The sequence below is a fragment of the Dolichospermum sp. UHCC 0315A genome (assembly GCF_008121535.1).
GTDB classification, from domain to species: domain Bacteria; phylum Cyanobacteriota; class Cyanobacteriia; order Cyanobacteriales; family Nostocaceae; genus Dolichospermum; species Dolichospermum lemmermannii.
This window is the reverse complement of record NZ_CP043056.1, coordinates 3,169,077-3,195,577: the sequence shown is the minus strand read 5'-3', so window position 1 is coordinate 3,195,577 and position 26,501 is coordinate 3,169,077. Positions and strand designations below refer to the sequence as shown.

The 26,501-nt window shown below is 38.4% G+C and carries 25 protein-coding genes; 9 read left to right on the top strand and 16 right to left on the bottom strand.

Going from position 1 to position 26,501, the window contains the following annotated elements; all coding sequences use genetic code 11:
* Positions 1-2: 2 nt before the first annotated feature.
* Positions 3-1,331: a DUF5672 family protein gene (locus tag BMF77_RS15500; RefSeq protein WP_148763986.1), complete on the top strand. Its 1,329-nt coding sequence runs from the start codon at positions 3-5 to the stop codon at positions 1,329-1,331.
* A gap of 369 nt (positions 1,332-1,700) precedes the next feature.
* Here BMF77_RS15500 and BMF77_RS15490 read toward each other — a convergent pair whose 3' ends face one another.
* From BMF77_RS15490 to BMF77_RS15475, 4 genes are all read right to left on the bottom strand, one after another.
* Complete coding sequence (locus BMF77_RS15490) at positions 1,701-1,937, bottom strand: nucleotidyltransferase domain-containing protein (RefSeq protein WP_246862934.1); 237 nt, start codon at positions 1,935-1,937, stop codon at positions 1,701-1,703.
* Between the two features lie 303 nt (positions 1,938-2,240).
* Entirely contained in the window at positions 2,241-2,471 is a 231-nt protein-coding gene (locus BMF77_RS15485; RefSeq protein WP_148763982.1) for a M13 family metallopeptidase, read from the bottom strand.
* A gap of 285 nt (positions 2,472-2,756) precedes the next feature.
* The gene (locus BMF77_RS15480) at positions 2,757-4,958 is read right to left on the bottom strand and encodes a hypothetical protein (RefSeq protein ID WP_210422205.1); all 2,202 of its coding nucleotides are present in this window, start codon (positions 4,956-4,958) and stop codon (positions 2,757-2,759) included.
* Between the two features lie 334 nt (positions 4,959-5,292).
* Entirely contained in the window at positions 5,293-5,814 is a 522-nt protein-coding gene (locus tag BMF77_RS15475; protein WP_148763980.1) for a type IV pilin-like G/H family protein, read from the bottom strand.
* Between the two features lie 341 nt (positions 5,815-6,155).
* On the opposite strand from BMF77_RS15475, the gene BMF77_RS15470 reads away from it, so the two are divergent.
* From BMF77_RS15470 to BMF77_RS15460, 5 genes are all read left to right on the top strand, one after another.
* Positions 6,156-7,046, top strand: a complete 891-nt coding sequence (locus BMF77_RS15470) for an ABC transporter permease (protein WP_148763978.1) — start codon at positions 6,156-6,158, stop codon at positions 7,044-7,046.
* A gap of 4 nt (positions 7,047-7,050) precedes the next feature.
* Positions 7,051-7,179, top strand: coding sequence for a hypothetical protein (locus tag BMF77_RS28690; RefSeq protein WP_256370310.1), 129 nt, complete (start codon positions 7,051-7,053; stop codon positions 7,177-7,179).
* Between the two features lie 254 nt (positions 7,180-7,433).
* Positions 7,434-7,589, top strand: coding sequence for a hypothetical protein (locus BMF77_RS26790; RefSeq protein ID WP_168204445.1), 156 nt, complete (start codon positions 7,434-7,436; stop codon positions 7,587-7,589).
* 168 nt (positions 7,590-7,757) lie between these two features.
* Positions 7,758-8,984 (top strand): RNA-guided endonuclease TnpB family protein, encoded by a 1,227-nt coding sequence (locus BMF77_RS15465; protein WP_148763976.1) that lies wholly within the window; start codon positions 7,758-7,760, stop codon positions 8,982-8,984.
* Positions 8,985-9,025: 41 nt separating this feature from the next.
* Positions 9,026-9,913 (top strand): ROK family protein, encoded by an 888-nt coding sequence (locus BMF77_RS15460; RefSeq protein ID WP_148763974.1) that lies wholly within the window; start codon positions 9,026-9,028, stop codon positions 9,911-9,913.
* Here the strand turns inward: BMF77_RS15460 and BMF77_RS28685 are convergent.
* From BMF77_RS28685 to BMF77_RS26785, 4 genes are all read right to left on the bottom strand, one after another.
* Positions 9,882-10,016: a hypothetical protein gene (locus BMF77_RS28685; protein WP_256370309.1), complete on the bottom strand. Its 135-nt coding sequence runs from the start codon at positions 10,014-10,016 to the stop codon at positions 9,882-9,884. The two genes, BMF77_RS15460 and BMF77_RS28685, sit on opposite strands and share 32 nt — an antisense overlap.
* Positions 9,979-10,104, bottom strand: coding sequence for a hypothetical protein (locus BMF77_RS28680; RefSeq protein ID WP_256370308.1), 126 nt, complete (start codon positions 10,102-10,104; stop codon positions 9,979-9,981). Before BMF77_RS28680 ends, BMF77_RS28685 begins: the two co-directional genes overlap by 38 nt.
* 71 nt (positions 10,105-10,175) lie before the next feature.
* Complete coding sequence (locus BMF77_RS15450) at positions 10,176-11,813, bottom strand: CTP synthase (RefSeq protein WP_148763972.1); 1,638 nt, start codon at positions 11,811-11,813, stop codon at positions 10,176-10,178.
* 7 nt (positions 11,814-11,820) lie between these two features.
* A complete protein-coding gene (locus tag BMF77_RS26785) occupies positions 11,821-11,967 on the bottom strand; it encodes a hypothetical protein (RefSeq protein ID WP_158310523.1) in 147 nt (48 codons plus the stop codon).
* A 65-nt stretch (positions 11,968-12,032) separates the two neighbouring features.
* Here BMF77_RS26785 and BMF77_RS15445 point away from each other — a divergent pair, with 65 nt between their 5' ends.
* The 3 genes from BMF77_RS15445 (at position 12,033) to murD (ending at position 17,722) form a co-directional block, all read left to right on the top strand.
* The gene (locus tag BMF77_RS15445) at positions 12,033-13,781 is read left to right on the top strand and encodes an N-acetylmuramoyl-L-alanine amidase (RefSeq protein ID WP_148763970.1); all 1,749 of its coding nucleotides are present in this window, start codon (positions 12,033-12,035) and stop codon (positions 13,779-13,781) included.
* Between the two features lie 344 nt (positions 13,782-14,125).
* Positions 14,126-16,276, top strand: coding sequence for a glycine--tRNA ligase subunit beta (gene glyS, locus BMF77_RS15440; RefSeq protein WP_148763968.1), 2,151 nt, complete (start codon positions 14,126-14,128; stop codon positions 16,274-16,276).
* A gap of 81 nt (positions 16,277-16,357) precedes the next feature.
* Positions 16,358-17,722 (top strand): UDP-N-acetylmuramoyl-L-alanine--D-glutamate ligase, encoded by a 1,365-nt coding sequence (gene murD / locus BMF77_RS15435; RefSeq protein ID WP_148763966.1) that lies wholly within the window; start codon positions 16,358-16,360, stop codon positions 17,720-17,722.
* Positions 17,723-17,881: 159 nt separating this feature from the next.
* Here the strand turns inward: murD and BMF77_RS15430 are convergent, their stop codons facing one another.
* The 8 genes from BMF77_RS15430 to BMF77_RS27360 form a co-directional block, all read right to left on the bottom strand.
* The gene (locus BMF77_RS15430; RefSeq protein WP_148767013.1) at positions 17,882-18,262 is read right to left on the bottom strand and encodes a hypothetical protein; all 381 of its coding nucleotides are present in this window, start codon (positions 18,260-18,262) and stop codon (positions 17,882-17,884) included.
* A gap of 253 nt (positions 18,263-18,515) precedes the next feature.
* Positions 18,516-20,180 carry an alpha/beta hydrolase gene (locus tag BMF77_RS15425; protein ID WP_148763964.1) on the bottom strand — a complete coding sequence of 555 codons (1,665 nt, stop codon included), beginning with the start codon at positions 20,178-20,180 and terminating at the stop codon, positions 18,516-18,518.
* 63 nt (positions 20,181-20,243) lie between these two features.
* Positions 20,244-21,458 carry a hypothetical protein gene (locus BMF77_RS15420; RefSeq protein ID WP_148763962.1) on the bottom strand — a complete coding sequence of 405 codons (1,215 nt, stop codon included), beginning with the start codon at positions 21,456-21,458 and terminating at the stop codon, positions 20,244-20,246.
* A 299-nt stretch (positions 21,459-21,757) separates the two neighbouring features.
* A complete protein-coding gene (gene mnmG, locus BMF77_RS15415; protein WP_148763960.1) occupies positions 21,758-23,668 on the bottom strand; it encodes a tRNA uridine-5-carboxymethylaminomethyl(34) synthesis enzyme MnmG in 1,911 nt (636 codons plus the stop codon).
* 186 nt (positions 23,669-23,854) lie between these two features.
* Positions 23,855-24,514 (bottom strand): restriction endonuclease, encoded by a 660-nt coding sequence (locus BMF77_RS15410; RefSeq protein ID WP_148763958.1) that lies wholly within the window; start codon positions 24,512-24,514, stop codon positions 23,855-23,857.
* 7 nt (positions 24,515-24,521) lie between these two features.
* Positions 24,522-25,694: a DNA cytosine methyltransferase gene (locus BMF77_RS15405; RefSeq protein ID WP_148763956.1), complete on the bottom strand. Its 1,173-nt coding sequence runs from the start codon at positions 25,692-25,694 to the stop codon at positions 24,522-24,524.
* Positions 25,695-25,950: 256 nt separating this feature from the next.
* A complete protein-coding gene (locus BMF77_RS15400) occupies positions 25,951-26,286 on the bottom strand; it encodes a XisI protein (RefSeq protein WP_148763954.1) in 336 nt (111 codons plus the stop codon).
* A complete protein-coding gene (locus BMF77_RS27360; protein ID WP_210422204.1) occupies positions 26,274-26,480 on the bottom strand; it encodes a hypothetical protein in 207 nt (68 codons plus the stop codon). Before BMF77_RS27360 ends, BMF77_RS15400 begins: the two co-directional genes overlap by 13 nt.
* Positions 26,481-26,501 lie beyond the last annotated feature (21 nt).

The window sequence follows — 26,501 nt, the reverse complement described above, 5'->3', positions numbered from 1 at the left end:
TTATGAATACCTGGCAATTAAGAACCCCCATAGAAACTGATGATGATAAATTACCACAATTTAATTTATTCAAAGCAAATTCACTAGAGGAATATAAAGCTTTGGCTAAAACACAACAGGCTATTAATATCACAGAATTATTGAATAATACTATTCATTTACTGGATAAAAATACAAATAAAATCAATCTCCAAAATACAACTCTAGTCACCATATCTTCCGTAGACATAGAACTTACGTTACTAAGTTTAGTAATTTCCAATTTAAACGCAAACTTTAATAGAATATTATTCTTTACATCTGAGGAAATTGATCAAAAATACCTCGAACTTTTTCCCCAATTAGAAATTATTAAAATTCATCCTATCAAGAGTTTAGTTGAATATAGCAGATTTATAATCAAAGAGCTTAATTCATTTATAGAGACTGAATTTTGCTTAGTTACACAGGGAGATGGTTTTATTATCAATCCTCAGTTGTGGTCAGAGGAATTTTTAAATTATGATTATGTTAGCGCACCTTGGCGCAAACAATCTCATTTGGTTAATTCTGAAGGTAAAACTGTAGATATACTTGACTTAACTAAAAATAGGGTAGGAAATGGTGGTTTTTCTTTAAGAAGTAAAAAGTTACTAGAATTATCTTCACAATTAGATTTTGATCATATAAAAACCACGTCTTTATCAGAAGATTTGATTATCTGTCATTATTTTTATGACTGGTTTAAAGATCAAGGTATTAAATTTGCACCTTTAGAAGTTGCTATTAAATTTAGTTTTGAACAACCCATAGAAGAAATTGAAAACTTCTCTTGGGAAAACACCTTTGGATTTCATGGAAAACCTCATGTTATCTCTGTCTTAAATAAATTATCGCAAGATTGGTATGGATATTTTAATTCAGAAAAATACCAAAACAGCAACCTTATAAATGACTTGAAATTACAAGAAATTAATATAGTGATTTTCCCAGATTGGTCAGTAGATGAAGACGATTTAGGCTGGGAATTACAGCAAGTTATTCAAATTTTAGCAAATCATTCTAAAAAGAAAAAAATTACTCTGATTATCCACACAGGTAATATTGCTATTGAAGATGCAGAAATGTTTTTATCTAGTGTAGCTATGAATCTGTTAATGGAAGATTTAGATATTAGCGATACCATAGATATTTCTCTGGTAGGTAAACTAGGGGATATGCAATGGCAATCTTTATTACCTCAAATTTATGGCAGAGTGATTTTGGATCATGAAGATAAAATAGTCTTAGCACAAGCACCAGTTAGCAAGTTAAAAAGTTATCAAATAGATAACTTAATTAATCAACTTTGAGGGAATATTTTACAAGTGTTTGGTGGTGTATTCAAAATCTCAGCTAGTAATCATGGACTATCAAAAATTTCCAATTCAATTACCTCAACTATTTACAGCACTTCCCGGTGTTATGAGGTACATATCTAGCGGGCAAGATGCCCGCACTACAAGAGTTTCATGATTCAACTTTGTACCTCATAAGAGCGGAAACCGCTGTAATGGTTTCTTCTAACCAAAGATAATCGTCAATCTCATACAGTTGTTGTAGTTGATTTTGTGTTATGTTTAATATAAGGGACTTCCAATTAAAAAAATACCCAAAAATTTCTTGTAGTGCGGGCATCTTGCCCGCTAAATATGTACCTCATAACAATTTCTGTTCATCATTCATAAAATTATCCCCTCCTTTCTGACATTCATAAAAAAAGGAGTATTTTTAGAATTAAAATCTTTAGTTTCAGCAAAAACACGAGAAATAACTAAGTCACATTCTAAGGATAGTTCAGAAATAAAAATGCTAGTTTTTTCGATTTCTTGAGAATAGTTAAACGGTTTTTTTAAAACAATTAAAATATCTACATCAGAATCAGCATGATGATCACCTCTAGCGCGAGAACCAAACAAGATAACTTGATCTAAATTATCTTGATAGGTTTTTTGGACGAATGTTTTAATTTTTGCTAGAATTTTATTTACTGTTAGAACTTTGATTAATTAAACTAAGAGGGTGTTTGAAAAGTTTTGAATGTATAGACTGACCCCTCTCCAAACCTCTCCCCTGCAAGGGGAGAGGCTTTAAAACCCCCATTCCCTTGCAGGGAAGGGGGGTAGGGGGGTTAGGTTTTTGGAGATTACCGATTTGATATAATACTTTTCAAACAACCTCTAAGCTATTTTTGACGATAAGCATCACTACGATGTTTGATCTTAACCACATTTATTAATAAAATGCAATTCTTTCTGGTAATCTTCCCAGGATATTGTACCGTTTACCTTTGCGTCTTCTAATTCAGCAACCGCATCTGCGATATCCTCCGCATCTTCACGATCAGAAATATTTAACAGTTCTAAAACATCTTCCAATGTGTCTTCATAAACTTGTTCTAATCTTTCATAAATTGCTTTCAATAAAACCTGTTTTCTACTTGTCGTTTCCATTTTTACACCTATTTATAGTAAAATATTACAGAGATGGTAATTTTCTCCTTAGAGGATGTTTGAAAAGTGGTATTCCGTAATTTTCATCACATTCCTACCCCCCTTTCCCCTTGTAAAAGGGGGAAACAATAAAAATCCAGTTCCCTCCCCTTTACAAGGGGAGGGTTAGGGTGGGGTAAAAAATATTTGATACATCAACCATAACTTTTCAAACACCCTCTTATATTCCTCATTATAATCAAAGTTACCATAAATGTTGGGTTTCCTTGCGTCAACCCAACCTACTTATTTTCTGCTATCAACATACTTTTGCCACATTTGCTGATAAGCATTTTCCATTTCCCGCGCAAATTTCTGACCATTCCATAGCGGTGATGTTTGTCTTGACTTTCGCAATTTCCACACAATTTCTTGTCTTAATTTCTCATCCTTACCCAACCTCACACCCCACTCGACATACTCTTCATCACTCCAAGCTAAACCTTCAGTTACACCCACATTCATCATCATTGTATAGCTGTTCCGGGCTGCAAATTGTTCCCCCACTCTTGTCACTATAGGTATACCCATCCATAATGTTTCTAGGGTTGTGGTTGCACCATTATAGGGATAGGTATCTAAGACGATATCTGCAATGGCTAAATTGGCGCGGTGTTCCATGTCTGTAGGTGCAGAGGGTAAAAACCTAAAACATTCTAAATCAAGTCCTTCGGCTTCAGCAAGGGGAGCAATAAAATTTTGCAGATCTTCATGATTGCTGCGAAAACTTTTCAGCAGAAAATAACTATTAGGAACTTGTTTGATAATTTGCATTTGTAACCGGATATTATCGGGATTACGTTTTAATCCAGTTTGAGAACTAAAATAAATAATCCCATCATTAGGAATATCTAAAGATTCTCTACTGATAGTTGGTGTTCCCACAGTAAAGCCATCAATACCAATATAATTTTGCGGGAGTCGCCAAATCTTTTCTGTATAATAATCCTGTGCTGATTCTGGTAAAACATAGTTATCAGCAATAAAATAATCAACCTTGGGGAAACCAGTAGCATCATACCCTAACCAACTAACTTGAATCGGTGCGGGTTTCAAAGCTAAAATAACACAATTACTATAGGAAGTTAAACTATCTAAATCAACTAAAATATCTATTTCATCTTCATTTATTTTATCTGCAATTGTCACTATGGGCGGGCATAATTGATGAAAATGATCACCAAATTCGTTTTGATAAGCTTGTTGTTGTGGATCGTAAATTCTCTCCCTTAAAGAATATAAATGAATATCAAATTCTTGGCGATTATGATATTTTAATAACCACCAAGCTAGATAACCGACAGAATGAGAAATAAAACACTCTGATACATAGCCGATTCTTAAAGGACGCTCACTCAAAGCAGGACGAGGTGTATTCAAACGCTGTTGATAAATGTTAATCTCTTGAGAATACTCTTTCCAGATCATTTTTTGACATAAAGCAGCTAATCCATTACGAATTAATCTATTTTCATGGGGATTATCTTCCATGTATAAGAAAAGGTGACCCATGGCTAATATCTCAATCAAACTTTTGCTTTCTGTTTGATTGTTAACGAGATCAGATAAAAGTTGTTTATATTGTTGGTAAATCTGAACCGCTTGTTCTGGATAATCAAGAGACTGTAAAAATCCTGTTAGTAAGAAGTGAGTACCGAGAATTTTATCAATTGGTTCTTGAGCAATTTCTAAATATTTGTTTGCCCAATCAATAGACTCTTTATTATAAGATCCTGATAGACTTTGCAGAGAAAAAATAATTTTGCCAAGACAAGCTAAATTATTGGGTCTTAGGTTGTAGGCAATTTTCGCAAAATAAAGTGACATCTGGTAGTCGAAAAAATGACTATAGGCATCAGCTTTATGTATCAATAATTGAATAATAGTTTCAGAATTTATTAAATAGGGTATAAAGGCTTCTACTAATTTATCTATAAACGCAGGAGGATTAACTGGGTTAGGACGAAGCAACTTCTCAATCACTTGCACTAATAATTTCTCATCAAAAATAGGGGGTTCTATTAGTTCGGATATAATGGCAATTAATTGATTAACATTTGTTTGCAAATCCTCAATCTTTAAATCAATATTTAGTTCAATTATTTTTAAAAGATTATTAATATCACCAGGGACAAATTCTCTAATGTGTTGACGAATTACCCAAGCCAGTTGACATTGAGAATCTGTTTCCTGTTGTTGGGCAGCATTGAATAAAACTTCTGTTAATTGCAGTAGCCATTGTTCCGATTCTTCCTCTCCAAATTCTAGCAGTGGAGTCATCCAGACTATCTGCGCTTCTTCTTCTCTTCCTGCTAATAACAAAGCTAGTCCTAAATACCAATAATTAGTAACTTCCTGGGGATTCTCTGTAATATTTTGTTCATATTCTTGAATGCTTAATAAGCTTGGATTAGCAGAAATTTGATTATTTAAGTTGGTGGTAATCATTGAAAACTTTGAAAGGATGAATACACAAGTCTAAATTAATATTAGTTTTGTCCGTTAGAGGTTGTTTCAAAAGTATTATATGAAACCCATAATCTCCAAAAACCTAACCCCCCTCCCCCCCTTCCCTACAAGGGAATGGGGGGTTTTAAAGCCTCTCCCCTGGTAGGGGAGAGGTTTGGAGAGGGGTCTGTTTACACATTAAAAACTTTTAAAACATCCTCTTAGAAACATAAATCAACATCAAAAGCAGGGATTAACACAGTTAACCCCCACAAGATGTGAAAAAATCCGACAAAAAAATCCTATATCATTCACAAAAATAAAGCATTCAACTTTATTTCATGATGACACCAGTTGCACAGGAGGCCGCAGCGTTAGTAGTCAGGGTAAATGTGGGAGCAGTGCCAGAAACTCCGGTTGTCATACAAGCAGCAGTGGCTGTTTGCCCAGATGAGAGAACAGTAACATTACCAGCATAAGCTCTAAGAGTGCCTTGTTCATTCAGTATAGGTGCTGCGTTAAAAACAGTAGAACTTGCGCCTGTAGTTGCAGCAGGAATTGTATAACCATAGTATTCACTCGTAGTAAGACCAATTTGCAGCGCCGCGGTATCGGTAGCAAAGTTTATATTTTCCATACGGTGAGCTTGTTGCGCTCTGTTGACTGCACCAACAAAGTTTTTCGCTTCCGTTTGTTTAGCTTTTGCTGCTTGGCTGAGGAAAGAAGGTAGAGCAATAGCGGATAGAATACCGATGATGATAATAACAACTAACAGTTCAATAAGGGTGAAACCTTCGCTATCTTTCTTTTTGCTGAGGATTTGTTGGATGAATTTGGCTTTTAGTTCGGTTTTCATGGTATTTTTCCTTGATTTGGAGTATTGTTCGTTTCTTGATGGAAATAACTTACCCCATTCCGATCAATTTCATATCACTTCCAGGAAAAAACTTTTTTCCCCATCTGTTCAACAGTTCTAACTGGGGGTTAAAAATAGGCTAAAATCCTTATATAGACGTACTTTCACTATCTAAAAGCTGAAAATAGACATGGCTACTATCCCTCGTTCCCTAGCTCTACCGGGGAATAGACTCCAAAAAGCTGTGGCTCTACTATACTTGATTCGAGGCAGAGCCTCACATCTACATTCCCAGTCAGAGACTGGGAACGAGTTGAATATACCCAGTTCTGAATTTCCCCATGACGATTATAAAAAAGCAATTACCAAATTTCTGGAAATTTACGAAAAATCCGAGCCTATCCCAGCGATTAATGCTAATTGGGATTGGTATGACCCTATTTTTCATCTTCTTAGCCTTTTTTGCTCCTGTTTTCCAAAGTTGGGGATGGTTGCAAAATCCCAGAGAGTTTCTCTCTAACCCTATTCATGAACCACCTTCGGCCAAACATTGGTTTGGCACAAGCCGTTTGGGTTATGATGTCTTTTCTCGCAGTGTGTTTGGTGTACAAGCCGCGCTGCAAGTTGTGACTTTAGCGACATCATTGAGCATGATTATCGGTGTACCTTTGGGCATGGTCAGCGGTTATTTGGGGGGAAAATTGGATAAAGCCCTATTATTTCTTATGGATAGTATTTATACTTTACCAGGCTTGTTACTGTCAGTAACATTGGCTTTTGTCGTGGGACGAGGAATCTTAAATGCAGCGATCGCTATTAGTATAGCTTACGTTCCCCAATATTATCGCGTTGTCCGTAACCACACTGTCAGCGTCAAAACTGAAGTATATATAGAAGCTGCACAAGCCATGGGTGCTTCTACCTGGGTTGTCTTATCAAGGTATCTATTTTTCAATGTTATTCAAAGCGTCCCCGTCCTCTTTACCCTCAACGCCGCAGATGCCATCTTAGTTTTAGGCGGGTTAGGATTTTTAGGGTTAGGATTACCCGAAGACGTGCCAGAATGGGGATATGATTTAAAACAAGCTCTAGAAGCACTACCTACAGGCATTTGGTGGACTACCCTGTTTCCTGGTTTAGCAATGACAACTTTGGTGGTAGGGTTATCACTACTTGGTGAGGGGTTGAATGAATTTGTCAATCCTCGTCTAAGAAGAGAAAATAGGCAATAGTCAGTTGTCAGTAGGGGCGAAGCATTTGGAAGATAAATTATCGGTCATTGCCAAAAATAGTTCTCCAAATGCTTCGCCCGTACAGTTGTTAGTTGTCAGAGGGTGTTTGAAAAGTTTTGAATGTATAGACTGACCCCTCTCCAAACCTCTCCCCTGCAAGGGGAGAGGCTTTAAAACCCCCATTCCCTTGCAGGGAAGGGGGGTAGGGGGGTTAGGTTTTTGGAGATTACCGATTTGATATAATACTTTTCAAACAACCTCTCAGTAGGGGCGAAGCATTTGGAAGATAAATTATCGGTCATTGCCAAAAATAGTTCTCCAAATGCTTCGCCCGTACAGTTGTTAGTTGTCAACCAACAAAAATTTAATTATTACTGAGAGAGTTTTGTGAACGATAATATTACTTTAATTGCGGCTGCTACAGGTGGATTTATGGTTTCTCTAGCCTTATCTGGTATTTTAAAAGGTGCGCCAATCGCAAATTGGCAACAGGCACATAATAATTTACACCCCATTGTCAACGTGCAAATTATAAGAGACTAGGCTGAAAACCCTTGAAGTTGAGTTTTGGAGCGTGGCGGAAAAACTCAACTGTCCTTTAGGCAAGGGATGAAAGCCAGATAGAGGCTTCAGCCTCCACAGAAAATTTTTCCTGTTGACAAGATTATGTTCCGTGCGTTAGCATAGCTTCGTGGTGTTTAGGTCGAAACCATGATAATTTACGAGTTCAAAGTCAAAGGAAAAGATAAGCAATATCGCGCAATAGATGAGGCTATTCGTGCATCTCAGTTCATCCAAAATAAATGTTTAAGATATTGGATGGATAACAAAGGTGCGACGAAATATGATCTCAATAAATATTGCGCGATTTTGGCATCTGAATTTCCTTTCGCTGATGAACTTAATTCAATGGCAAGACAATCTGCTGCGGAGCGTTCTTGGAGTGCAATAGCTCGGTTTTACGATAATTGTAAAAAGAAAGTTAAGGGTAAAAAGGGATTTCCAAAATTCAAAAAGAATTGCCGTTCAGTTGAATATAAGGTTAGCGGCTGGAAGTTATCTGAAACCAGAAAAGCAATTACTTTTTCTGATAAAAAAGGTATAGGTACTCTGAAATTAAAAGGTACTTATGATCTTAATTTCTATGACATCAAACAAATTAAGCGAGTTCGTTTAGTCCGTCGGGCTGATGGATATTATGCCCAATTTGCAATTGATGTCAAAATTAGAATTGAATCTCAACCAACGAATCAAATAGTTGGCTTAGATGTGGGCTTAAAATATTTCATTGCCGATTCAAAAGGTAATGTAGAGCCTGCTCCACAATTCTATAGAAAGTCAGAAAAGCAATTAAGTCGAGCTAATCGCAAAAAATCCAAGAAGTTCAGTAGAGATAAAAAGAAAGCTAAACAACCACAATCCAAGAACTATATAAAAGCTAAAAATAGGTATGCCCGTAAACATTTAAGAGTAAGTAGGCAGCGAAAAGAATATTGCAAGAGATTAGCGTATTCCGTGATCCAATCTAACGATTTGGTAGCCTATGAAGACTTAAATATTAAAGGCATGGCGAGAAACCGACATTTAGCTAAATCAATTTCTGATGCTGGCTGGGCAACTTTTCGGCAATGGTTAGAATATTTTGGACTCAAATATGGGAAGGCAACAGTTGCTGTTCCTCCCCATAATACTTCTCAAAATTGTGCTAATTGTGGTCAAAAAGTCAAAAAATCCCTATCAACTAGAACCCATAATTGTCATCATTGTGGGTTCGTAGAAGATAGAGATATTAACGCCAGTATCAACATCCTAAGATTAGGATTAACTACGGTAGGGCATACCGGAAGCTACGCTACAGGAGATTTGCCCTCTTGGGCGATTGGTGCAAACCTGTCGTCTAACGGCGAGTCTGTGAATGTAGAATCCCCGCGTCTTTAGACCGGGGAGTGTCAACAGTAAAAATAAAATAAATTAAAATTATGCAGCAAGTAATTGGTATTGATTTAGGGGGAACTGCGATTAAACTTGGTCGGTTCACAGCAGATGGTAATTGTTTGCAATCTTTATCTGTGGATACTCCCCAACCCGCAACACCAGAGGCTGTATTATTGACAATAGTAGATGCAATATCACAAATTGACCCCAATAATGAAAGTGTCGCTATCGGTTTAGGTACTCCTGGTCCTGCTGATGCTGCGGGAAGAATTGCGAAAGTTGCCATTAATCTAGTAGGATGGCATGATGTCCCCTTAGCAGATTGGTTAGAAGCCAAAACCGGTAAACCGACAATTTTGGCTAATGATGCTAACTGTGCAGGTTTAGGAGAAGCTTGGTTAGGTGCAGGCCGAAATTTCCCCAATTTGATTTTACTAACTTTGGGGACTGGCGTTGGTGGGGCAATTATTCTTGATGGTAAATTATTTGTCGGACATCAAGGTGCAGCAGCAGAATTAGGTTTAATTACCTTAAATCCTGATGGACCAATGTGTAATAGTGGCAATCAAGGCTCATTAGAACAGTATACTTGTATTTCTGCCATTCGTCGCCGCACAGGCAAAGAACCAGCAGAATTAGGCGCACTTGCCCAAGCTGGAGATATAGAAGCCTTGACTTTTTGGCAAGAATATGGTAGAGACTTAGGAATTGGTTTAACCAGTTTACTCTATGTGCTGACACCCCAAGCAATTATTATTGGTGGTGGTGTCAGTGGGAGTTTTGAATTTTTCTTACCTGCATTAACAGCAGAAATCGAAAAACGAGTTTTACCAACTTCCCGTGCAGGTTTGCAAATTCTCCCCGCAGAATTAGGAAATACAGCGGGAATGGTAGGCGCTGCTAAGTTAGCATTGGGAATAGGTAATTGGTAATGGGGAAAACCGACAACCGTACGGGCGAAGCATTTGCAGAACTATTTTTGGCAATGACCGATAATTTATCTTCCAAATGCTTCGCACTGTACGGGCGAAGCATTTGGAGAACTATTTTTGGCAATGACCGATAATTTATCTTCCAAATGCTTCGCCCCTACCGACAACCGACAACTGTAAGGGCGAAGCATTTGCAGAACTATTTTTGGCAATGACCGATAATTCATCTTCCAAATGCTTCGCCCCTACCGACAACTGACAACTAAGAAACTTGTACAGGCTTGGGTGTGGTAGTTGTCGAATGAAATTGAGAAATTGCAGCGGTCATAAATCCTTTGAATAAAGGATGAGGTGCGTTGGGGCGAGATTGAAATTCAGGATGAAATTGACAAGCGATAAAGAAAGGATGTTTGGGATATTCAATAATTTCCACTAATCTACCATCTGGAGATGTGCCACTCACCAAATAACCAGAATCTAATAACTGACTACGATAGACATTATTGAACTCGTAACGGTGACGGTGGCGTTCATAAATGACTTCTTCTTGATAAAGTTGGAAAGCTAGGCTATTGGGAAGTACCCGACAAGGATAAAGTCCTAAGCGCATTGTCCCGCCTAAATCTACTACATCCTGTTGTTCTGGCAAGAGGTTAATAACCGGATTGTCTGTATATGGGTCAAATTCGGCGCTATTGGCATTAGATAAGCCTTCGACATTTCTCGCCCATTCAATCACGGAACACTGCATTCCTAAGCATAAACCTAAAAAGGGAATTTGGCGATCGCGGGCGTATTTAATCGCCGCAATTTTCCCATCTATGCCCCGACTACCAAAACCGCCCGGAACAATGATACCATCAACACCTGCAAGATAGTTTTCCGGTGGTTCATTTTCCAAAACTTCCGAGTTTATCCACCGCAGACGCAAATCACCATGAGTCGCAATAGCCGCATGACGTAAAGACTCGACTACAGACAGATAGGCATCACCTAACCGCACATATTTACCAACAATAGCAATTTCGACGGTATATTTAGGATTATACATCCGCTCTACCATGTTTTCCCATTGGGTCATATTGGGTTGACGCTGTTCCATTTGTAGTAAGTTAAGAACTTGTTCAGCTAATCCTTCCCGTTCTAAAATTACTGGAACTTCATAAATACTGCGAGCATCTGGACTGGTAATAACACATTCTACAGGGACATCACAAAACTCTGATAACTTTTGTTTCAAGCCGACCGGAATGGGGCGATCGCTCCGACATACTAAAATATCTGGTTGAATGCCAATTGATCTCAATTCTTTCACAGAATGTTGAGTAGGCTTAGTTTTCATTTCTCCCGCCGCAGCAATCCAAGGCAACAAAGTAACGTGCATATACAACACATTACGCTTTCCTACTTCCTTTCGCAGTTGACGAATTGCTTCTAGAAAAGGTAGTGATTCAATATCACCCACAGTTCCGCCAATTTCCGTAATTACGGCGGAGGGATTAGTTTCTTTAGCAACTCTGAGAATTCGCTCTTTAATCTCATTGGTAATGTGCGGAATTACCTGAACAGTACCGCCATTATAGTCGCCTCGGCGTTCCTTGTTAATAACTGACTGATAAATCAAGCCAGTAGTAACACTGTTTAACCGAGACATAGAAGTATCAGTAAACCGTTCGTAATGTCCCAAATCCAAATCTGTTTCTGCACCGTCTTGGGTGACAAAAACTTCCCCATGCTGAAAAGGACTCATTGTCCCTGGATCAACGTTAATATAGGGATCGAGCTTGAGAATCGAAACCGAATAATCCCGTGATTTGAGCAAACGTCCCAAACTTGCTGCTACAATTCCCTTACCAATACTGGAAACCACGCCCCCAGTCACAAAGATAAACTTAGTCATAGTATTTTCAATTTCTAGCAACTTCTAAATATAGATTTTGCTCCCGCAGGAGAATTTGTGTAGACGATTTTCGAGGCTTGTTTGGAGGATGAATTTTGCCCAATAACTCCACGTCCCAACCTTTTTGGCCAATGTATTGCCATTTCCACATCATTTATGTTTGACTCCATCTTGGCCATTGTGCCACAGTCCCTATTCTGAAATTTTCTGTGTTTGTCCATGAAAAAACTCTTAGGATTAGTATTATTTAATTTTTTAGTCACCTCCTCAGTTGCATTAGCACAAGAACCACTTTTAGTAGTTTTTCCCCCGACAAACTACCAAACCAGCACAGAAAAAATATTTTTTATCGGTACAGCGCCCCCCGACGGGCAAGTTTTAATTAATGGTAAGCTCGTTAACCGTAGCAAAGCCGGGCATTTTTCCCCCAGTTTTCCCTTACAGTTAGGAGAAAATATATTTAAAGTTCGTTACCAAAATCAAGAACGAGAGATTAAGATCATCAGGGTATCTACTCAACCTGAGTTACCTCAAGGGTTAGGCTTTGCTAAGGATTCCTTGACTCCTGCTGTCGATATTGCCAGATTACCAGGAGAATTAATTTGTTTTAGTGCAGTTGCACCACCTCAAGCTACTGTCTCGGTTAATCTGGTAAATCAAAATATTGCCCTTTTACCCCAGCCTTCACTTGCACAATTACCTCCAAATTCAAGTGTTTTGACGGGGTTAAATCAGCCTAATCTTTCTATTCTTACCAAATACCAAGGTTGTACAACAGTCGCAAATGCTGCTGATTTAGGAAAACCTCAATTTAATTTACAACTGAATGATCAAAGAATAACTCAAACTGGTTTAGGAAAAATCGAAATTCTCGCGCCCACACAATTAGCAGTTGCGGAAATTGCATCAGAATCAGGCGTTACTCGCACCGGACCTAGTACCGATTATTCACGACTGACACCATTGCCAAAGGGAACTATGGCAAGTGTTACGGGAAAAGAAGGTGAATGGTTGCGCTTAGACTATGGGGCTTGGATTAATAGCAACGAAACTACAATTATATCAGGTGCGGTTGCACCACAGACGGTGATTCGGAGTGTCGGCTATCGGCAATTGGCTGAAGCGACAGAGATGCGTTTTCCTTTGGAAAGTGCTGTGCCGGTGAGTGTGGAACAGGGAAATAACTCCTTTATTCTCACCCTCTACAATACCACTGCTCAAACAGACACAATTCGTCTAGATGATGACCCCCTGATTTCTCGCCTAGATTGGCAACAGGTAAGCCCCACACAGATCAAATATACTTTTAACCTCAAAAACCTCCAACAGTGGGGCTATAAGCTGAGGTATGACAATACAACTTTGGTTTTAACTTTACGTCATCCACCCCAGCTTAAAAATAGTAAACGCCTACCTTTATCTGGCATCAAAATTGTACTTGATCCAGGACATGGAGGTAAAGAATCTGGCGCTAGTGGACCAACTGGGTATTTAGAAAAAGATGTGAATTTGATAATTTCTCAATTGCTGCGAGATGAGTTGGTGAAGCGCGGTGCTAAAGTAGTGATGACCAGAGAAGATGATCGTGATGTTTCATTAGTCGAACGTCAGGAAATAATTAATAAAGAAGAACCTGCGATCGCTCTTTCCATTCATCATAACTCTTTACCGGATAATGGTGATGCGGAAAAAACTAAAGGCTTTGGTACTTTTTGGTATCATCCTCAATCACACAGCCTCGCAGTATTTTTACAAAATTACGTAGTTAAAAAACTTGGTAAACCTTCCTACGGTGTATTTTGGAATAATTTAGCCCTGACTCGTCCTAGTGCTGCACCGGCGGTATTATTGGAATTGGGTTTTATGAGTAGTCCTGATGAATTTGAGGAAATAGTTAATCCTCAAGCACAGAAGAAAATGGCTAATATTTTAGCTGACGGGATAACTAAGTGGTTTAAAATAAAGTAAGGGCGAAGCATTCGGAAAATATCCTTTGAGAAAAACCAATAATTGATAGCGAAGCGCTGCTGCAAGCAGGTCGCCCGAATGCTTCGCCCCTACTCTTAGGTACTTGTTATGCCAAACTATTATTTATATTCATTAAACAATATTAAAGGATGTATCAATAAATGTCTAAAAGTGCTGTAAAAGTTGACATATGAAGAATATTTGTTATTAACTATAGATACAATGCAGATTGTTTGTAGATAAAATTAGTGCTATGACTGGTAAAAGAGATATTAAAGTTCGAACTGACGTACAATACTGGAATTGACTAATATTAAGCCACGCCAAGTTAAAAACAGTATCTTATGCCAGCATTTTTATTAGAGGTCGGTACAGAAGAATTACCCGCAGGTTTTTTGAGTGATGCTATTGTACAATGGCGATCGCGCATTCCCGAAAGCTTAGAGACCCACAATCTCCTCAATACCGTTGTCGAAGTCTATGGAACACCCCGACGGTTAGCAGTTCTCATTACTGGTTTACCTTCCCAACAAGCAGATAGGGAAGAAGAAATTAAAGGACCACCCGCACAAGCAGCTTTTAAAGATGGACAACCCACTAAAGCCGCCATTGGTTTTGCGAGTAAGCAAGGTGTAGATATTTCCGCTTTAGAAATTCGTCCCACAGACAAAGGGGATTTCGTCTTTGTGAACAAACAAATTCCCGGTCGTCCCATTGCGGATATTTTAACCGAACTTGTCCCCCAATGGGTCTGGAATTTAGAAGGTAAGCGGTTAATGCGCTGGGGACATGGTGACGGGAGATTTTCCCGGCCAATTCGCACTTTAGTCACATTATTAGATGAGGAGATTTTACCATTACAATTAGAAAATGGGGCAAAAGTTGTCAAGAGTAATCGCCTTTCTCGCACCCATAGAGTATTACACCCCGAACCCGTCAGCATTTCCCACGCTACAGAATATGTCAAAACTTTGGCTTCCGGTTATGTGAATGTACCTCCAGAAAACCGAGCCGAAATCATCACAAATCAAGTTAAAGCCGCCGCCGAAAAATTAGGCGGATATACCCCAATTTACCCCGATTTACTAGCAGAAGTAATCAACTTAGTTGAATATCCCACCGCAGTTATCGGCCAATTTGAAGAAGAATTTCTCAACTTACCAAAAGAAGTAATTACCGAAGTTATGGTAAGTCATCAGCGTTATTTTCCCGTCTTCAAAAATGCTGATTGTCAGGAATTATTACCCAATTTCATCACCATTAGTAACGGAGATCCCGCTAAATCTGATATTATTGCTGTTGGTAATGCTAGAGTAATTCGAGCGCGGTTAGCAGACGGCAGATTTTTCTATGAAGCTGATTTAGCCAAAACATTAGAAAGCTATTTACCCCAATTAGAAAAAGTCACATTTCAAGAAGATTTAGGTTCAGTTCGTGCCAAAGTTGAAAGGGTTGTTAAAAATGCCGAAAAAATTACTACTCAATTACAACTAAATCCAAACCAAACCCAGAATATCCAAAGGGCTGCATTACTTTGTAAAGCCGATTTAGTCACGCAAATGGTTTATGAGTTTCCTGAATTACAGGGAATTATGGGGCAAAAATACGCCTTAGCGAATGGTGAAAATCCAGAAGTTGCAAAAGCAATTTTAGAGCATTATTTACCCAGAAATGTTGATGATATTTTCCCCCAAACTCTCACAGGTCAAATTGTCGGTTTAGCTGATAGATTAGATACATTAACTAGTATCTTTGGTTTAGGTTTAATTCCCTCCGGTTCATCAGATCCTTTTGCATTGCGTCGCGCGGCAAATGCGATTGTTAATATTACCTGGTTGGCGAATTTGCAAATTAATTTATCAACCCTTTTAGAACAAATCGCCACAGATTTTGCTACAACTTTTAATAAAGATGCCAAATCCTTAATTAAAACCTTGCAAGAATTTTTCCTGCAACGGATTCGCACCTTATTACAAGACGAAAAACAGATAGATTACGATTTAGTAAATGCAGTTTTGGGAGAAAATGATCCCGAATATACAGAACGGGCATTAACTGATTTATTAGATGTCCGCGATCGCGCTCTCTATTTACAAAAAATCCGCAAAGATGGTACATTAGATAAAATCTACGAAACTGTCAACCGTTCCACCCGTCTCGCAGCACAAGGAAATCTAGACTTCCAAACACTAGAACCACAATCTTTAATTAATCCCGAACTGTTCCAGAAAAAATCCGAATCTGCATTTTATAACGCTTTGCTGGAACTAGTTCCCCAAACCCAAGCAGCACAACAAAATCGGGATTATCAACTGTTAGTAACCGCACTAGCAAAAATCGCTCCTACCGTGGGTACATTTTTTGATGGTGAAGACAGCGTTTTAGTCATGGACGCAAATTCCGATATTAAGCAAAATCGCCTAAATTTGCTGGGATTATTGCGAAATAACGCCCGTGTACTGGCTGACTTTGGCGCGATAGTCAAAAATTTGTAGCCTAAAGCAACAAAAAGTTGTGTAATTTGCACCAATTAACGCTACTATAGGGAAGCTTAACCAGGGATGCTTATACAGTCTATGCCAGAAGCGTTAATTATTGGATTCGGAAAATCCGGTGTTGCTGCGGCAAGATTGTTGAAACAGGAAGGCTGGGAGGTTGAACTTTGCGATAGTAGCACCTCCCCAACCCTCCTCGAACAACAACAACAACTCGCCAGCGAACACATTACCGTCAAATTAGGAAACACACCAGAATTCACCGATTCTGATATATCCAAGTTAATAATTGTCAGTCCCGGAGTTCCTTGGGATATTCCTATTCTAGCCAAAGCGCGAGAATTGGGCATAGAAACTATTGGCGAAATGGAACTAGCTTGGCGACATTTACAAGATATCCCCTGGGTAGGAATTACCGGTACAAATGGTAAAACCACCACCACCGCTTTAACTGCGGCTATTTTCCAAACAGCAGGATTAAACGCCCCCGCCTGTGGTAACATTGGTTACGCTGCTTGTGAAGTTGCTTTATCTACGAAAAAACCAGATTGGATAATTGGTGAACTTAGTAGTTATCAAATTGAATCTTCTGTAACTTTAGCGCCTCGTATTGGGATTTGGACAACCTTCACCCCAGATCATTTAGCTCGTCACAAAACATTAGAAAATTACTATAATATCAAAGCCAAATTATTACATAATTCCCAAATTCAAATATTTAATGGTGATGATGTTTATTTGAGCAAATTAGGATTAAATCATTGGCCAAACGCCTATTGGACAAGCGTTAAAGGTGAAAAATTTCTAATAGGTGAAAAAGGCTTTTATATAGAAAATGGCTGGGTAATCGAAAAAATTACCACCACACCCCAACCCATTGTAGAGGTATCTGCATTGCGAATGGTAGGGGAACATAACCAGCAAAATCTCCTCATGTCCGTCGCCGCCGCCAGATTAGCAGGTATAGATATTACCGCCATTTCTCAAGCTGTCCGTGAATTCCCTGGCGTTCCCCACCGCTTAGAACATATCTGCAATTGGCAAGGAATTGATTTTATCAACGATAGCAAAGCCACCAATTACGACGCAGCCGAAGTCGGTTTAGCATCTGTGCAAAGTCCTGCCATTTTAATTGCCGGTGGAGAAGCCAAAGCCGGAGATGATACCGCTTGGTTAGCTCAAATTCAAGCCAAAGCCGCCGCCGTCTTACTCATTGGGAATGCAGCACCAGCATTTGCTAAACGGCTGGAAGAGGTGGGATATAGTAATTATCAAATAGTTGAGACAATGGAAAATGCTTTACCCATGTCTGCGGAATTAGCGAAAAAATATCAAGCCTCAGTGGTATTATTATCTCCAGCTTGCGCTAGTTTTGACCAATATCCTAACTTTGAAATGCGGGGTGAAGACTTTCGGCAATTGTGCCAAAAGTATCTAGTACCGTAGTACCGTAGGTTGGGTTAAGCAAAGCGCAACCCAAAATTTATTGATTAACACAAATAAATAAGCATCCTTATGGAAGTGCAAGTGTGAGTCAAAAAACTAGGGACACAACATTGTTATGTCCCTAAAAAAATCAAGTTTAAAAATTTTCGTTCATCTGGCTTATTTAAAGAAATCTTTGCCGTCGATTAATGAAGGTGTGTCATTCGTAATCTTTTTGAACTCAACTGTCCGGCTATTATCACCTACTGTCACTTTTTGATAGCGCAGACCATCTAGTTTTCCAGCTTTTCTGAGTAATTCCCAGTCATTCGCGTTGATGCGGATTGTGGCAGATGGACCACAGCAGTTGTATTGGACATCTTTTTTTACTACGCCTCCAGAATAATTAAGTGTAAGGCACTTTTGTTCATAAATACCAAGAGCTGTAGTAGCCGCACCCTGTAACACTGTTTGGATACAGTCTTGAGCTAATGCTTGTTCTTGTACTAGCGAGAAGAATAAAGACGGCATCATTAAGAAGGCAACGATCATCTTTTTCATTAGGGAAATCCTCATGAGGGTTGCAAATTTCATCTTCCTATAGATATAGATTAAGAAAGTTTATTTATGCTTAAAGTTTAATGATTTGTAATATTAAATAATTAATATATAATATCATGTTGAATATTCTCTCTTGAGAAGGATTATTAACATATTAATAATCTGTAGAATGGATTATATATTTTACCCTGAGTGAAGTTGGGCTTGGTTTACCCTCCAAGCCTTTTTATTTATTTGCTCGTCCTTTAACCTATTATTTATTGGCTGTCATACCTGGACCTTGTGCTTCTTGTATCATCTCAGGAGAAAGTTCTCGCACTATCCGCAAGGGAAATAGACGAGTTGAGGAAATTTGAGCGTAGTCAGAAGTTAGAAAAGGAGCATATTGACTAGCTTCAGGCGTTAACTGTGCCGCCATTGCTAGGGTAACACCTTTGAGGAATTTCCGCACATCTTGAGCTTGTTTTCCAGTTACTTCTTTATTCAAGATAGGTAGTTTTCCTTGTTGATATGGCGTGAGGTTAGGATCTACAACACTTAAATGAGAACCACCAACCACAGCTACTAACCATTTTGGAGAGGGGATTTTCGCAAAACCGATAACTTGTTCAGTTAATGGTGGGGTGATTTTATCTGCGGAACTGGAGAGGATTAATGTGGGAATTTGTACTTTTGTTAACCCAGTTTCCCCAAACATTAAAGAAGTGGTAGGATTAAGAGCGATCGCTTGTTTAATTCTCCCATCTCTCAATTGATAAGTCTTTTCTGGTAATGCTTGACCAGCACACTGGACACGTTCTCCCAGGTTAGCTGTAGATAAATTTTGCTGACAACGTTGTTTCAGGTTTTCGATTTGTAATTCACCTCCCGCTAATGCTAAAGCCGTTCCCCCACCAAAGGAATAACCCACAACCATAACGTTATTAGTTGCTAGTTTTCCTTGTAAGGGACTATTCGCAGTTTGGTTAAGTTTTTCCAATTCATCTAAAATAAAACTGACATCACGGGGACGGTCTAAAAATTCCTGGGGTGCAACCAGTTGTTTTTTCCCTTGATTAACTGCTTTAAAACTAGTTTCATTACTACCAGGATGTTCTAAAGCTGCAACGACATAACCATGAGAAGCTAAATGTTCAGCTAAGTAGCGTAAGTCAGTCCTCACTGAACCCCGACCATGAGAAAAGACAATTATAGGTTTATTTGTACTTACAGCACTAGAAAAATAAACATCTAGGGGAATTTGTCGTTGACGCTTTTCGTCACTAAAACTTAACTTGAGTGTCTGTACCTGCGCGCTTCCTCCTTGAGTCGGGTCTAAAGAAGCAACTTTGATATCTTTGATATCTTTGGGGTTAACCTGGGGAGAAAGACCAAACATAAACCGCTGAGTGCGGATAAATGCACCATTCACACTCCGCGCCACAGTTAGAGCCTGGGGTAAATTAATTTCTAGACGTTGACTGGGATATGCGGCTATAAAACTCAGTATAGATAAACCCTGTGGAGAATTAGCACCTAAAACTAATCCCCCTTTCATCGCTTGTAATCCAGCTTGATCCCCACGGCTAATAGCTGTAGAGACATCACTAAGGATTGTAGTCCCAATTTGGGTATTGATTAATCTATCTAAAGTAATAACATTTATGGGAATTCGGATTTTTAGTCCCTCCACCAAAAAGCGCCGTTGTTCTTCAGTCATTCTCTTGGTATAAGTTCCCAAACTAGCTGGTAATTTGCCAGTTTCTGTAGACTTTTTTAACTCTTCTAAGGATACAGATTCCTCCAAAGGTCCATAGCGAATTACAACGGTATCTGCGGCCTGTGCAGAGGTGTTAACTACAAAAAACGGTGTCAGAGCAACAGCACAAAATACACCTGCAAATACCTTAAAATCCTTCCAGCTTTTTTGTGTGAACATCTTTAATTGTAACTCAACTTAGGAAATTCTACCTGATTTTCAGTCAAGAGTAGAATTATAGAATTAAAGCTTTTGTCCTGTATAAATAGATCGCACCTCACCATTACGACGAATAATAGCTTCACCGTTACTGACTTCTACTAATATCCAACCTGTATTACCAATATTTTCACCTAAACTAATCCGGTGACTGATACCATCCACTTTAAACAAAGCCACGGATTTATTCCCTAACTCCAATAATCCATCTAATTGTGCGGAATAGCTAGGCACAGAAACCTGTTCTACTATGTTAGTAGGTTCTTTTGCTGGTAGAGCATTGACTGCGACTGGGTTGGGCTTAACCTGCGTTGTTTCTGCTATGGGTTGAGTTGCTGGTTGGTTAGCATTAATAGGAAAATTCTGAACTGCTAAAGAAGAAGATGAAGGTAATTTGGGTGGTGTTGGTACTGGGGGAACAGTTGGTAGTTGATATTGGGTCACTGGTGACTGATAAACTGGAATATATATACGCTCAATCACATTAGGGTAACTTGGCTGATTAGTAGCAGGTAGTACATTATTCGCTGCTACAGGTAAAGGCAAAGTTGCAGTAGGTTGGGTATTTAATAAAGGTGCGGCAGTTGTTTGATTAATATTACCAGCAGGAAATCCTGGTTTAATAGTTATTTTATCATTAGTTGTTCCCTGCTGTTCTATTAAAGTCAAGGCTGCCAACATATAATTTACTAAATCTAATTGAGGATCTGTTGTCACAGAAACAGGTGATGATATTTGAGAATTTGGCCAACTTTGGGAAGTTAATTGAGTATTTATTGTAGTTAATAAACCAGACTCAGTTAAGTAAACCATCCCTAGCGTCCCTAAAGTTAAGCTTAATCCCATGAATATTACTTTACTTAAACTACTAATTTGTGGTTCACTTTTGGTAGTAATTCCCCCGATAGATGGAGGATTAACTACCAGTGTTGTAGTTTGGATATTTTTAATAGGTGAAGCGGACTGTAATGGCATATTAACTGTTGATGGCAAAACCACATCAGGCATTTTAAATGACATGGGTTGGACAGGTATAGATTCTCTTCTGTCTATATGATGATTCCGCTTACTTGGACCATCTAAAATATTGTCAATATCATTAAAAAGTTCATCCATTAAACTTTCAGCATAGGTTTCTATCGTCCAAGGCTCGCTGGTGACAAAATCTATGGCTAACGCCATGCTGGTGCTATCGGATGCTTCTGAAACAAGTAAATCAGTGCTAGATTTGGGTAACATAGGCTTTTTCGGTTGTAGCTAAAAATAATAAAAAACAACGCCGCTACTGCTGTGGAAATCAACTAGCTTTTTTACCTGAATTTTCATCTGTTCTGGAAAATTTTGGTGATATTTAGTTAGAAAAGTTTATGGCCAGAGTTGGGAAAAAGGAGTCAGTAAATAACCAACAACGAAAAGTAAAATCGCCCAAACCCTCTTCACTCTTGCCTCTTGCCTCTGGTTACTGAGCGAAGTCGAAGTATTGCCTCAAGCCTAGTGCCATAACGACGATTTTCAATGCTAACCTACTTATCTATTACTTACTGAGAAATCGCTGGAGTAGCCTTGTTTTTAGCTATTTCTAAATATATCAGCAGGGCGTTGATATCGGCTGGGTTAACTCCCCCAATTCTCGCAGCTTGTCCAATGGTGAGGGGTTTAACTTTGTTCAGCTTTTCTCTAGATTCTTTAGAGAGAGTTTCAATGGTTGAGTAGTTTAAATCACCAGGTAGCTGGCGATTTGCTTGACGGGCAACTTGGTCAATTTGGTGTTGCTGTCTTGCTAAATAACCCGCGTACTTAATATCAATTTCTGCTCCTTCTTTTTCCGCTTGTTTGAGGTTGGGGTTATGGAGTCCGTGACGTTCTAAATCAATGTAATGGATACCTGAACGACGCAGTAAATCAGCAAGAGTAATAGAGCCTTTAATTGCTTGTTGGGTGTCTTGAGCGATCGCTTGCCCCACCGGCTCATTCTCCTTTATTCTAGTACAATGTAGGCGTTCTTTCTCCGCAGTAATTTGTGCTTGTTTTTGAGTATACAAGTCCCAGCGCCGGTCATCAATTAAACCTATTTCCCGTCCCAGAGGTGTCATACGCAGATCAGCATTGTCGGAACGCAGTAATAACCGATACTCTGAGCGACTGGTAAGCATTCGATAAGGTTCGCGTAAATCCTTCGTACACAGGTCGTCAATTAATGTACCAATATAACTTTGCTCACGAGGAAAAATAATCATTTCTTCACCCCGCACAAACCGCGCTGCATTGATTCCTGCTACTATCCCTTGAGCAGCAGCTTCTTCATAACCTGTAGTCCCGTTTACCTGTCCTGCACAAAATAATCCGGGGACTTTCTTCGTCATTAATGTGGGAAAACACTGAGTCGCGGGTAAATAGTCATACTCTACTGCATAAGCCGGACGTAACATTACACAGTTTTCCAAACCTGTCAAACTCCGCAACATTAAAATTTGCAAAGTTTCAGGTAAACCAGTGGAAAACCCTTGGATATACAATTCAGGAATATCCCTTCCTTCCGGTTCAATAAAGATTTGGTGACTTTCCTTATCGGCAAAGCGGACAATTTTATCTTCAATACTCGGACAATAGCGGGGTCCCTTTGCTTCCACCCACCCACCATACACTGGCGACAGATGTAAATTTTCCCGAATTAAACGATGAGTTTCTTTAGTGGTCCGAGTCATGTGACAAGGCATTTGTTCCCGTTCTACCCACACTTGGGGGTCAAAACTAAACCACCGCACAGCTTCGTCACCCGGTTGAATTTCCATTTGACTGTAATCAACGGAACGCTTATCAACCCGTGCCGGTGTCCCAGTTTTCAGTCTACCGGTTTCAAATCCTAAGCGGTTGAGAGTTTGTGTTAAACCTTCTGCTGCGAACTCTCCCGCGCGTCCTGCGGCCATGGATTTATTCCCAACCCAAATTTTGCCACCTAAAAATGTGCCGGTGGTGAGAATTACCGCTTTGCAGTGAAAAGATACGCCAAAATAAGTTTCTAAACCAATAACTTGATTATGATCATCTAAGATTAAATCTGTCACCATGGCTTCTCGAATTGTCAAATTCTCTTGATTTTCGACAATTCCCTTCATTATCGCCGCATATTCTCTTTTATCAGTTTGCGCCCGTAATGCCCATACCGCAGGACCCCGTGAAGAATTGAGGATGCGTTTTTGCAGGTATGTCCGGTCTGCTATTTTGCCAATTTCCCCCCCTAAAGCATCTATTTCATGGGTTAATTGGGACTTGGCAGGTCCACCCACAGCGGGGTTACAAGGTTGCCAAGCGATTTTATCTAAGTTTAGGGTCAATAGCAGTGTCCGACAACCGAGGCGGGCAGTAGCCAGTGCTGCTTCGCAACCGGCGTGACCTGCACCGACGACAATCACATCATAAGCGTCTTGGAATTCAGCGGAATTGTGCATGGTCTTAGTTACAAAATTAAGTTAGTTAGGATTTATTATATGAATAGTTTATTATACATTATTTTTAATTTGTCGGTGATTAGCGGTATGAATTATGTTTCGCGCAAAGTCGCAAAGGAGCAAAGCCGCAAAGTTGGAGATTTTAAATTTTTAAATTTCATATTCCAATTAAGTAACACAAAATTTTCACACTAATAAATTTTCTATCCCTGTTGTTGTTCCTGCTGTGGAAACTTGGATAACTCTGCTATATTGCAACCGCCATTGTAAAGCGTTAGAAATTGTTAGATAGCCTATTTCTGGAGGTGATTGTAAAATTCGTGCTGCTAGTGCTTCGCGTCCAATTTCATCTAAAGGAAAATTACGTTCTTCTAAAAAAGCTATCACATCATCTTTATTGCCATTGCGGCGGATAATTTCTTTAATTCCATAGGTAGTTTGATAGTCTCCAGTTCTTTCTTTAGTTACAAAAACGACATTCTGACATTTTGAATTGGCAGTTAGAGAACTATGATCATCAATTTTTTTGTATGCAAATATTAATAAGTTATATCCTAAACCATAGACTTTTTGACTTGCATTTCTAAATGGACAGGAAGACTGAGGCTGTTTAATAGATGTTACTTTTAAATCTACTTCTAGTCCCGGAAAATCTATACCTAACGCAGCACTACCAAGGGTATATTCATATCTTGAGGACAAATATTGATTAAAAGTAGACTCAACATAAGTTCCCACTGCTTTACCATCTGTAACTCCGTACAAATTATGAATTTGTGTTACACTTAATTCTGAGCAAAAATTACGTGCTGCCGTTTTTAAAGATTCTAGTGTTAGTAATTCCATTTTTAAATTAAATAGCCAAACTTAATTGTTGCCACGAAGATTTAGTAAATTCAATATTGCTTTTACCAATTCTTTGACATACCCATTCTACACAAGCAGGAACAATTGCATTACCAAATAAAGCATATTGATCATAAATTCTCGCTATTCGACACCAATCATCAGGAAAACCCATCAATCTAGCATATTCAATATTAGTTAAACGCCGAAATTTATCACCTATTTGATAACGTTCATAATGTCTTGATGTCGAAGCAGTTAATGTTGATGCAATTCCATTAATTCCAAATATTGTATAACCTAATCTTGCGCCTCCATCTTGATTATATAATAATTCTACACCCTGACAATAACGATTTACTGCTTTACTTTGCTTAATTCGTTCTAAGGTATCAGATGTAAAATCAAATTGAGGATCTACCATTAAATCATCTTGGAGAATATCTTTTAATTTTTGTCTAGGTTTGATATCCGGTAAAGCAGGAAGATTCAAAGTTAACATTTTATTTTTATAAGCAATTCCCCAATTATAATTCTTGCCTTTATTTGTAACTATAGGCATCATATCTTTTTCTAGTAATTCTTCTATATTTTCTAAATCAGTTAAATCTGGTTCAGTTAAGAAAACTGATGTATTTTGTAAAAGTTGAGAATTTATATGCAATGAATTTAACTTTGTACCAAAAATAAAAATCCTGTCTCTATTTTGAGGAATACCAAAGCTAATAGGACTAATAATTCTCCATTCTATAAAATAATCTAATTCTGACAGTGCATTTAAAATCACTCGAAAATGATAGCCATTTTCCATTGTTAAAAGTCTTTTGACATTTTCTAAGAAAAAATATTTCGGTTGTTTTTTATCTATTATTTCTACAATACGCTCAAATAAAGTCCCTCTCACACTATCTCTCACACCCAATTTTTTACCAGCAGGACTAAATGGTTGACAAGGGAAACCAGCAGTTAAAATATCATGATTGGGTATATCTAATATAGGAATTTTATTAATATCACCTAAAACTAGAGAATCTTTCCCGAAATTACTTTCATAAACTTGATAACTCAATTCATTGATATCATTAGCCCATATAGTTTCAATATTAGCATTTGTCAACCCTAAGCGAAAACCGCCAATACCAGCAAATAATTCTACAGCTTTTAAATTGTTTATTTTCATATGTTCATTATATAATCTTTAATGATCATTCATCTGTAAAATAATCGGAATCTATTTTTTTAATCTCATAACTTGATTAAAGCCTTCATGTTACCAATATTTTTGTAATTAGGGCAATAATCGGTTTAGCGCTGTAGGTTGGGTTGAATAAAATGAAACCCAACAAATATCAATAACAGCAATATTAATGTTGGGTTGCGTTCCTTAACCCAACCTACGAGATCGGCGATTCCTACGGAGCGCTTCGCTATCGCGCTTAAATTACAGCATATCCCGTATGTTGCCTAACATTGTGTGGGTGAAAACCCAAAACAATTTTATCTTTAGGAATTCCCGCTGCTTCTAATTCATAAGTAACACCATCTTCTGTATCATCTCTTTGTACCCATATTTTGCCATCAATAATGTCAAGATGAACTAAGCAACCGTGAATTCTTTTCGCTCCTTCCCAACCAATAGTTATTAGTAAATAGCTATCATTTTCATCATCAAAAACTGTTTTACACTCAATTACTCCATAGGAGTAAGGAATTTGTGTATAAGGTATTAACACTTCTTTAATAACCCGGCGATAATTATCTAAGGTATCCATTGAGTAATCCTCTCAGCATCAGAATTAAAAACAAGTAAATTCAGATTTTCGCTTTCTCTTAAAAGTAATATTTTTACTATAACTAAACTCTTAAAACTCTCTTTGCGCCTCTGCGCCTTTGCGTGAGACAAAAAATCTCCTGTAACTTCAGACGCAAATTCCCCAATCCCCAGCCCTGTAAATGCTAAAATCAATGACTTGAATCATAAAGAGAA

Bases quoted from the DNA above. Each gene is read 5' to 3' on its own strand.
- BMF77_RS15500 (WP_148763986.1), top strand. From the start codon at position 3: ATGAATACCTGGCAATTAAGAACCCCCATAGAAACTGATGATGATAAA.
- BMF77_RS15485 (WP_148763982.1), bottom strand. From the start codon at position 2,471: ATGGAAACGACAAGTAGAAAACAGGTTTTATTGAAAGCAATTTATGAA.
- BMF77_RS15480 (WP_210422205.1), bottom strand. From the start codon at position 4,958: ATGATTACCACCAACTTAAATAATCAAATTTCTGCTAATCCAAGCTTA.
- BMF77_RS15475 (WP_148763980.1), bottom strand. From the start codon at position 5,814: ATGAAAACCGAACTAAAAGCCAAATTCATCCAACAAATCCTCAGCAAA.
- BMF77_RS15470 (WP_148763978.1), top strand. From the start codon at position 6,156: ATGACGATTATAAAAAAGCAATTACCAAATTTCTGGAAATTTACGAAA.
- BMF77_RS15465 (WP_148763976.1), top strand. From the start codon at position 7,758: ATGATAATTTACGAGTTCAAAGTCAAAGGAAAAGATAAGCAATATCGC.
- BMF77_RS15460 (WP_148763974.1), top strand. From the start codon at position 9,026: ATGCAGCAAGTAATTGGTATTGATTTAGGGGGAACTGCGATTAAACTT.
- BMF77_RS28685 (WP_256370309.1), bottom strand. From the start codon at position 10,016: ATGCTTCGCCCGTACAGTGCGAAGCATTTGGAAGATAAATTATCGGTC.
- BMF77_RS28680 (WP_256370308.1), bottom strand. From the start codon at position 10,104: ATGCTTCGCCCTTACAGTTGTCGGTTGTCGGTAGGGGCGAAGCATTTG.
- BMF77_RS15450 (WP_148763972.1), bottom strand. From the start codon at position 11,813: ATGACTAAGTTTATCTTTGTGACTGGGGGCGTGGTTTCCAGTATTGGT.
- BMF77_RS26785 (WP_158310523.1), bottom strand. From the start codon at position 11,967: ATGATGTGGAAATGGCAATACATTGGCCAAAAAGGTTGGGACGTGGAG.
- BMF77_RS15445 (WP_148763970.1), top strand. From the start codon at position 12,033: ATGAAAAAACTCTTAGGATTAGTATTATTTAATTTTTTAGTCACCTCC.
- glyS (WP_148763968.1), top strand. From the start codon at position 14,126: ATGCCAGCATTTTTATTAGAGGTCGGTACAGAAGAATTACCCGCAGGT.
- murD (WP_148763966.1), top strand. From the start codon at position 16,358: ATGCCAGAAGCGTTAATTATTGGATTCGGAAAATCCGGTGTTGCTGCG.
- BMF77_RS15430 (WP_148767013.1), bottom strand. From the start codon at position 18,262: ATGAAAAAGATGATCGTTGCCTTCTTAATGATGCCGTCTTTATTCTTC.
- BMF77_RS15425 (WP_148763964.1), bottom strand. From the start codon at position 20,180: ATGTTCACACAAAAAAGCTGGAAGGATTTTAAGGTATTTGCAGGTGTA.
- BMF77_RS15420 (WP_148763962.1), bottom strand. From the start codon at position 21,458: ATGTTACCCAAATCTAGCACTGATTTACTTGTTTCAGAAGCATCCGAT.
- mnmG (WP_148763960.1), bottom strand. From the start codon at position 23,668: ATGCACAATTCCGCTGAATTCCAAGACGCTTATGATGTGATTGTCGTC.
- BMF77_RS15410 (WP_148763958.1), bottom strand. From the start codon at position 24,514: ATGGAATTACTAACACTAGAATCTTTAAAAACGGCAGCACGTAATTTT.
- BMF77_RS15405 (WP_148763956.1), bottom strand. From the start codon at position 25,694: ATGAAAATAAACAATTTAAAAGCTGTAGAATTATTTGCTGGTATTGGC.
- BMF77_RS15400 (WP_148763954.1), bottom strand. From the start codon at position 26,286: ATGGATACCTTAGATAATTATCGCCGGGTTATTAAAGAAGTGTTAATA.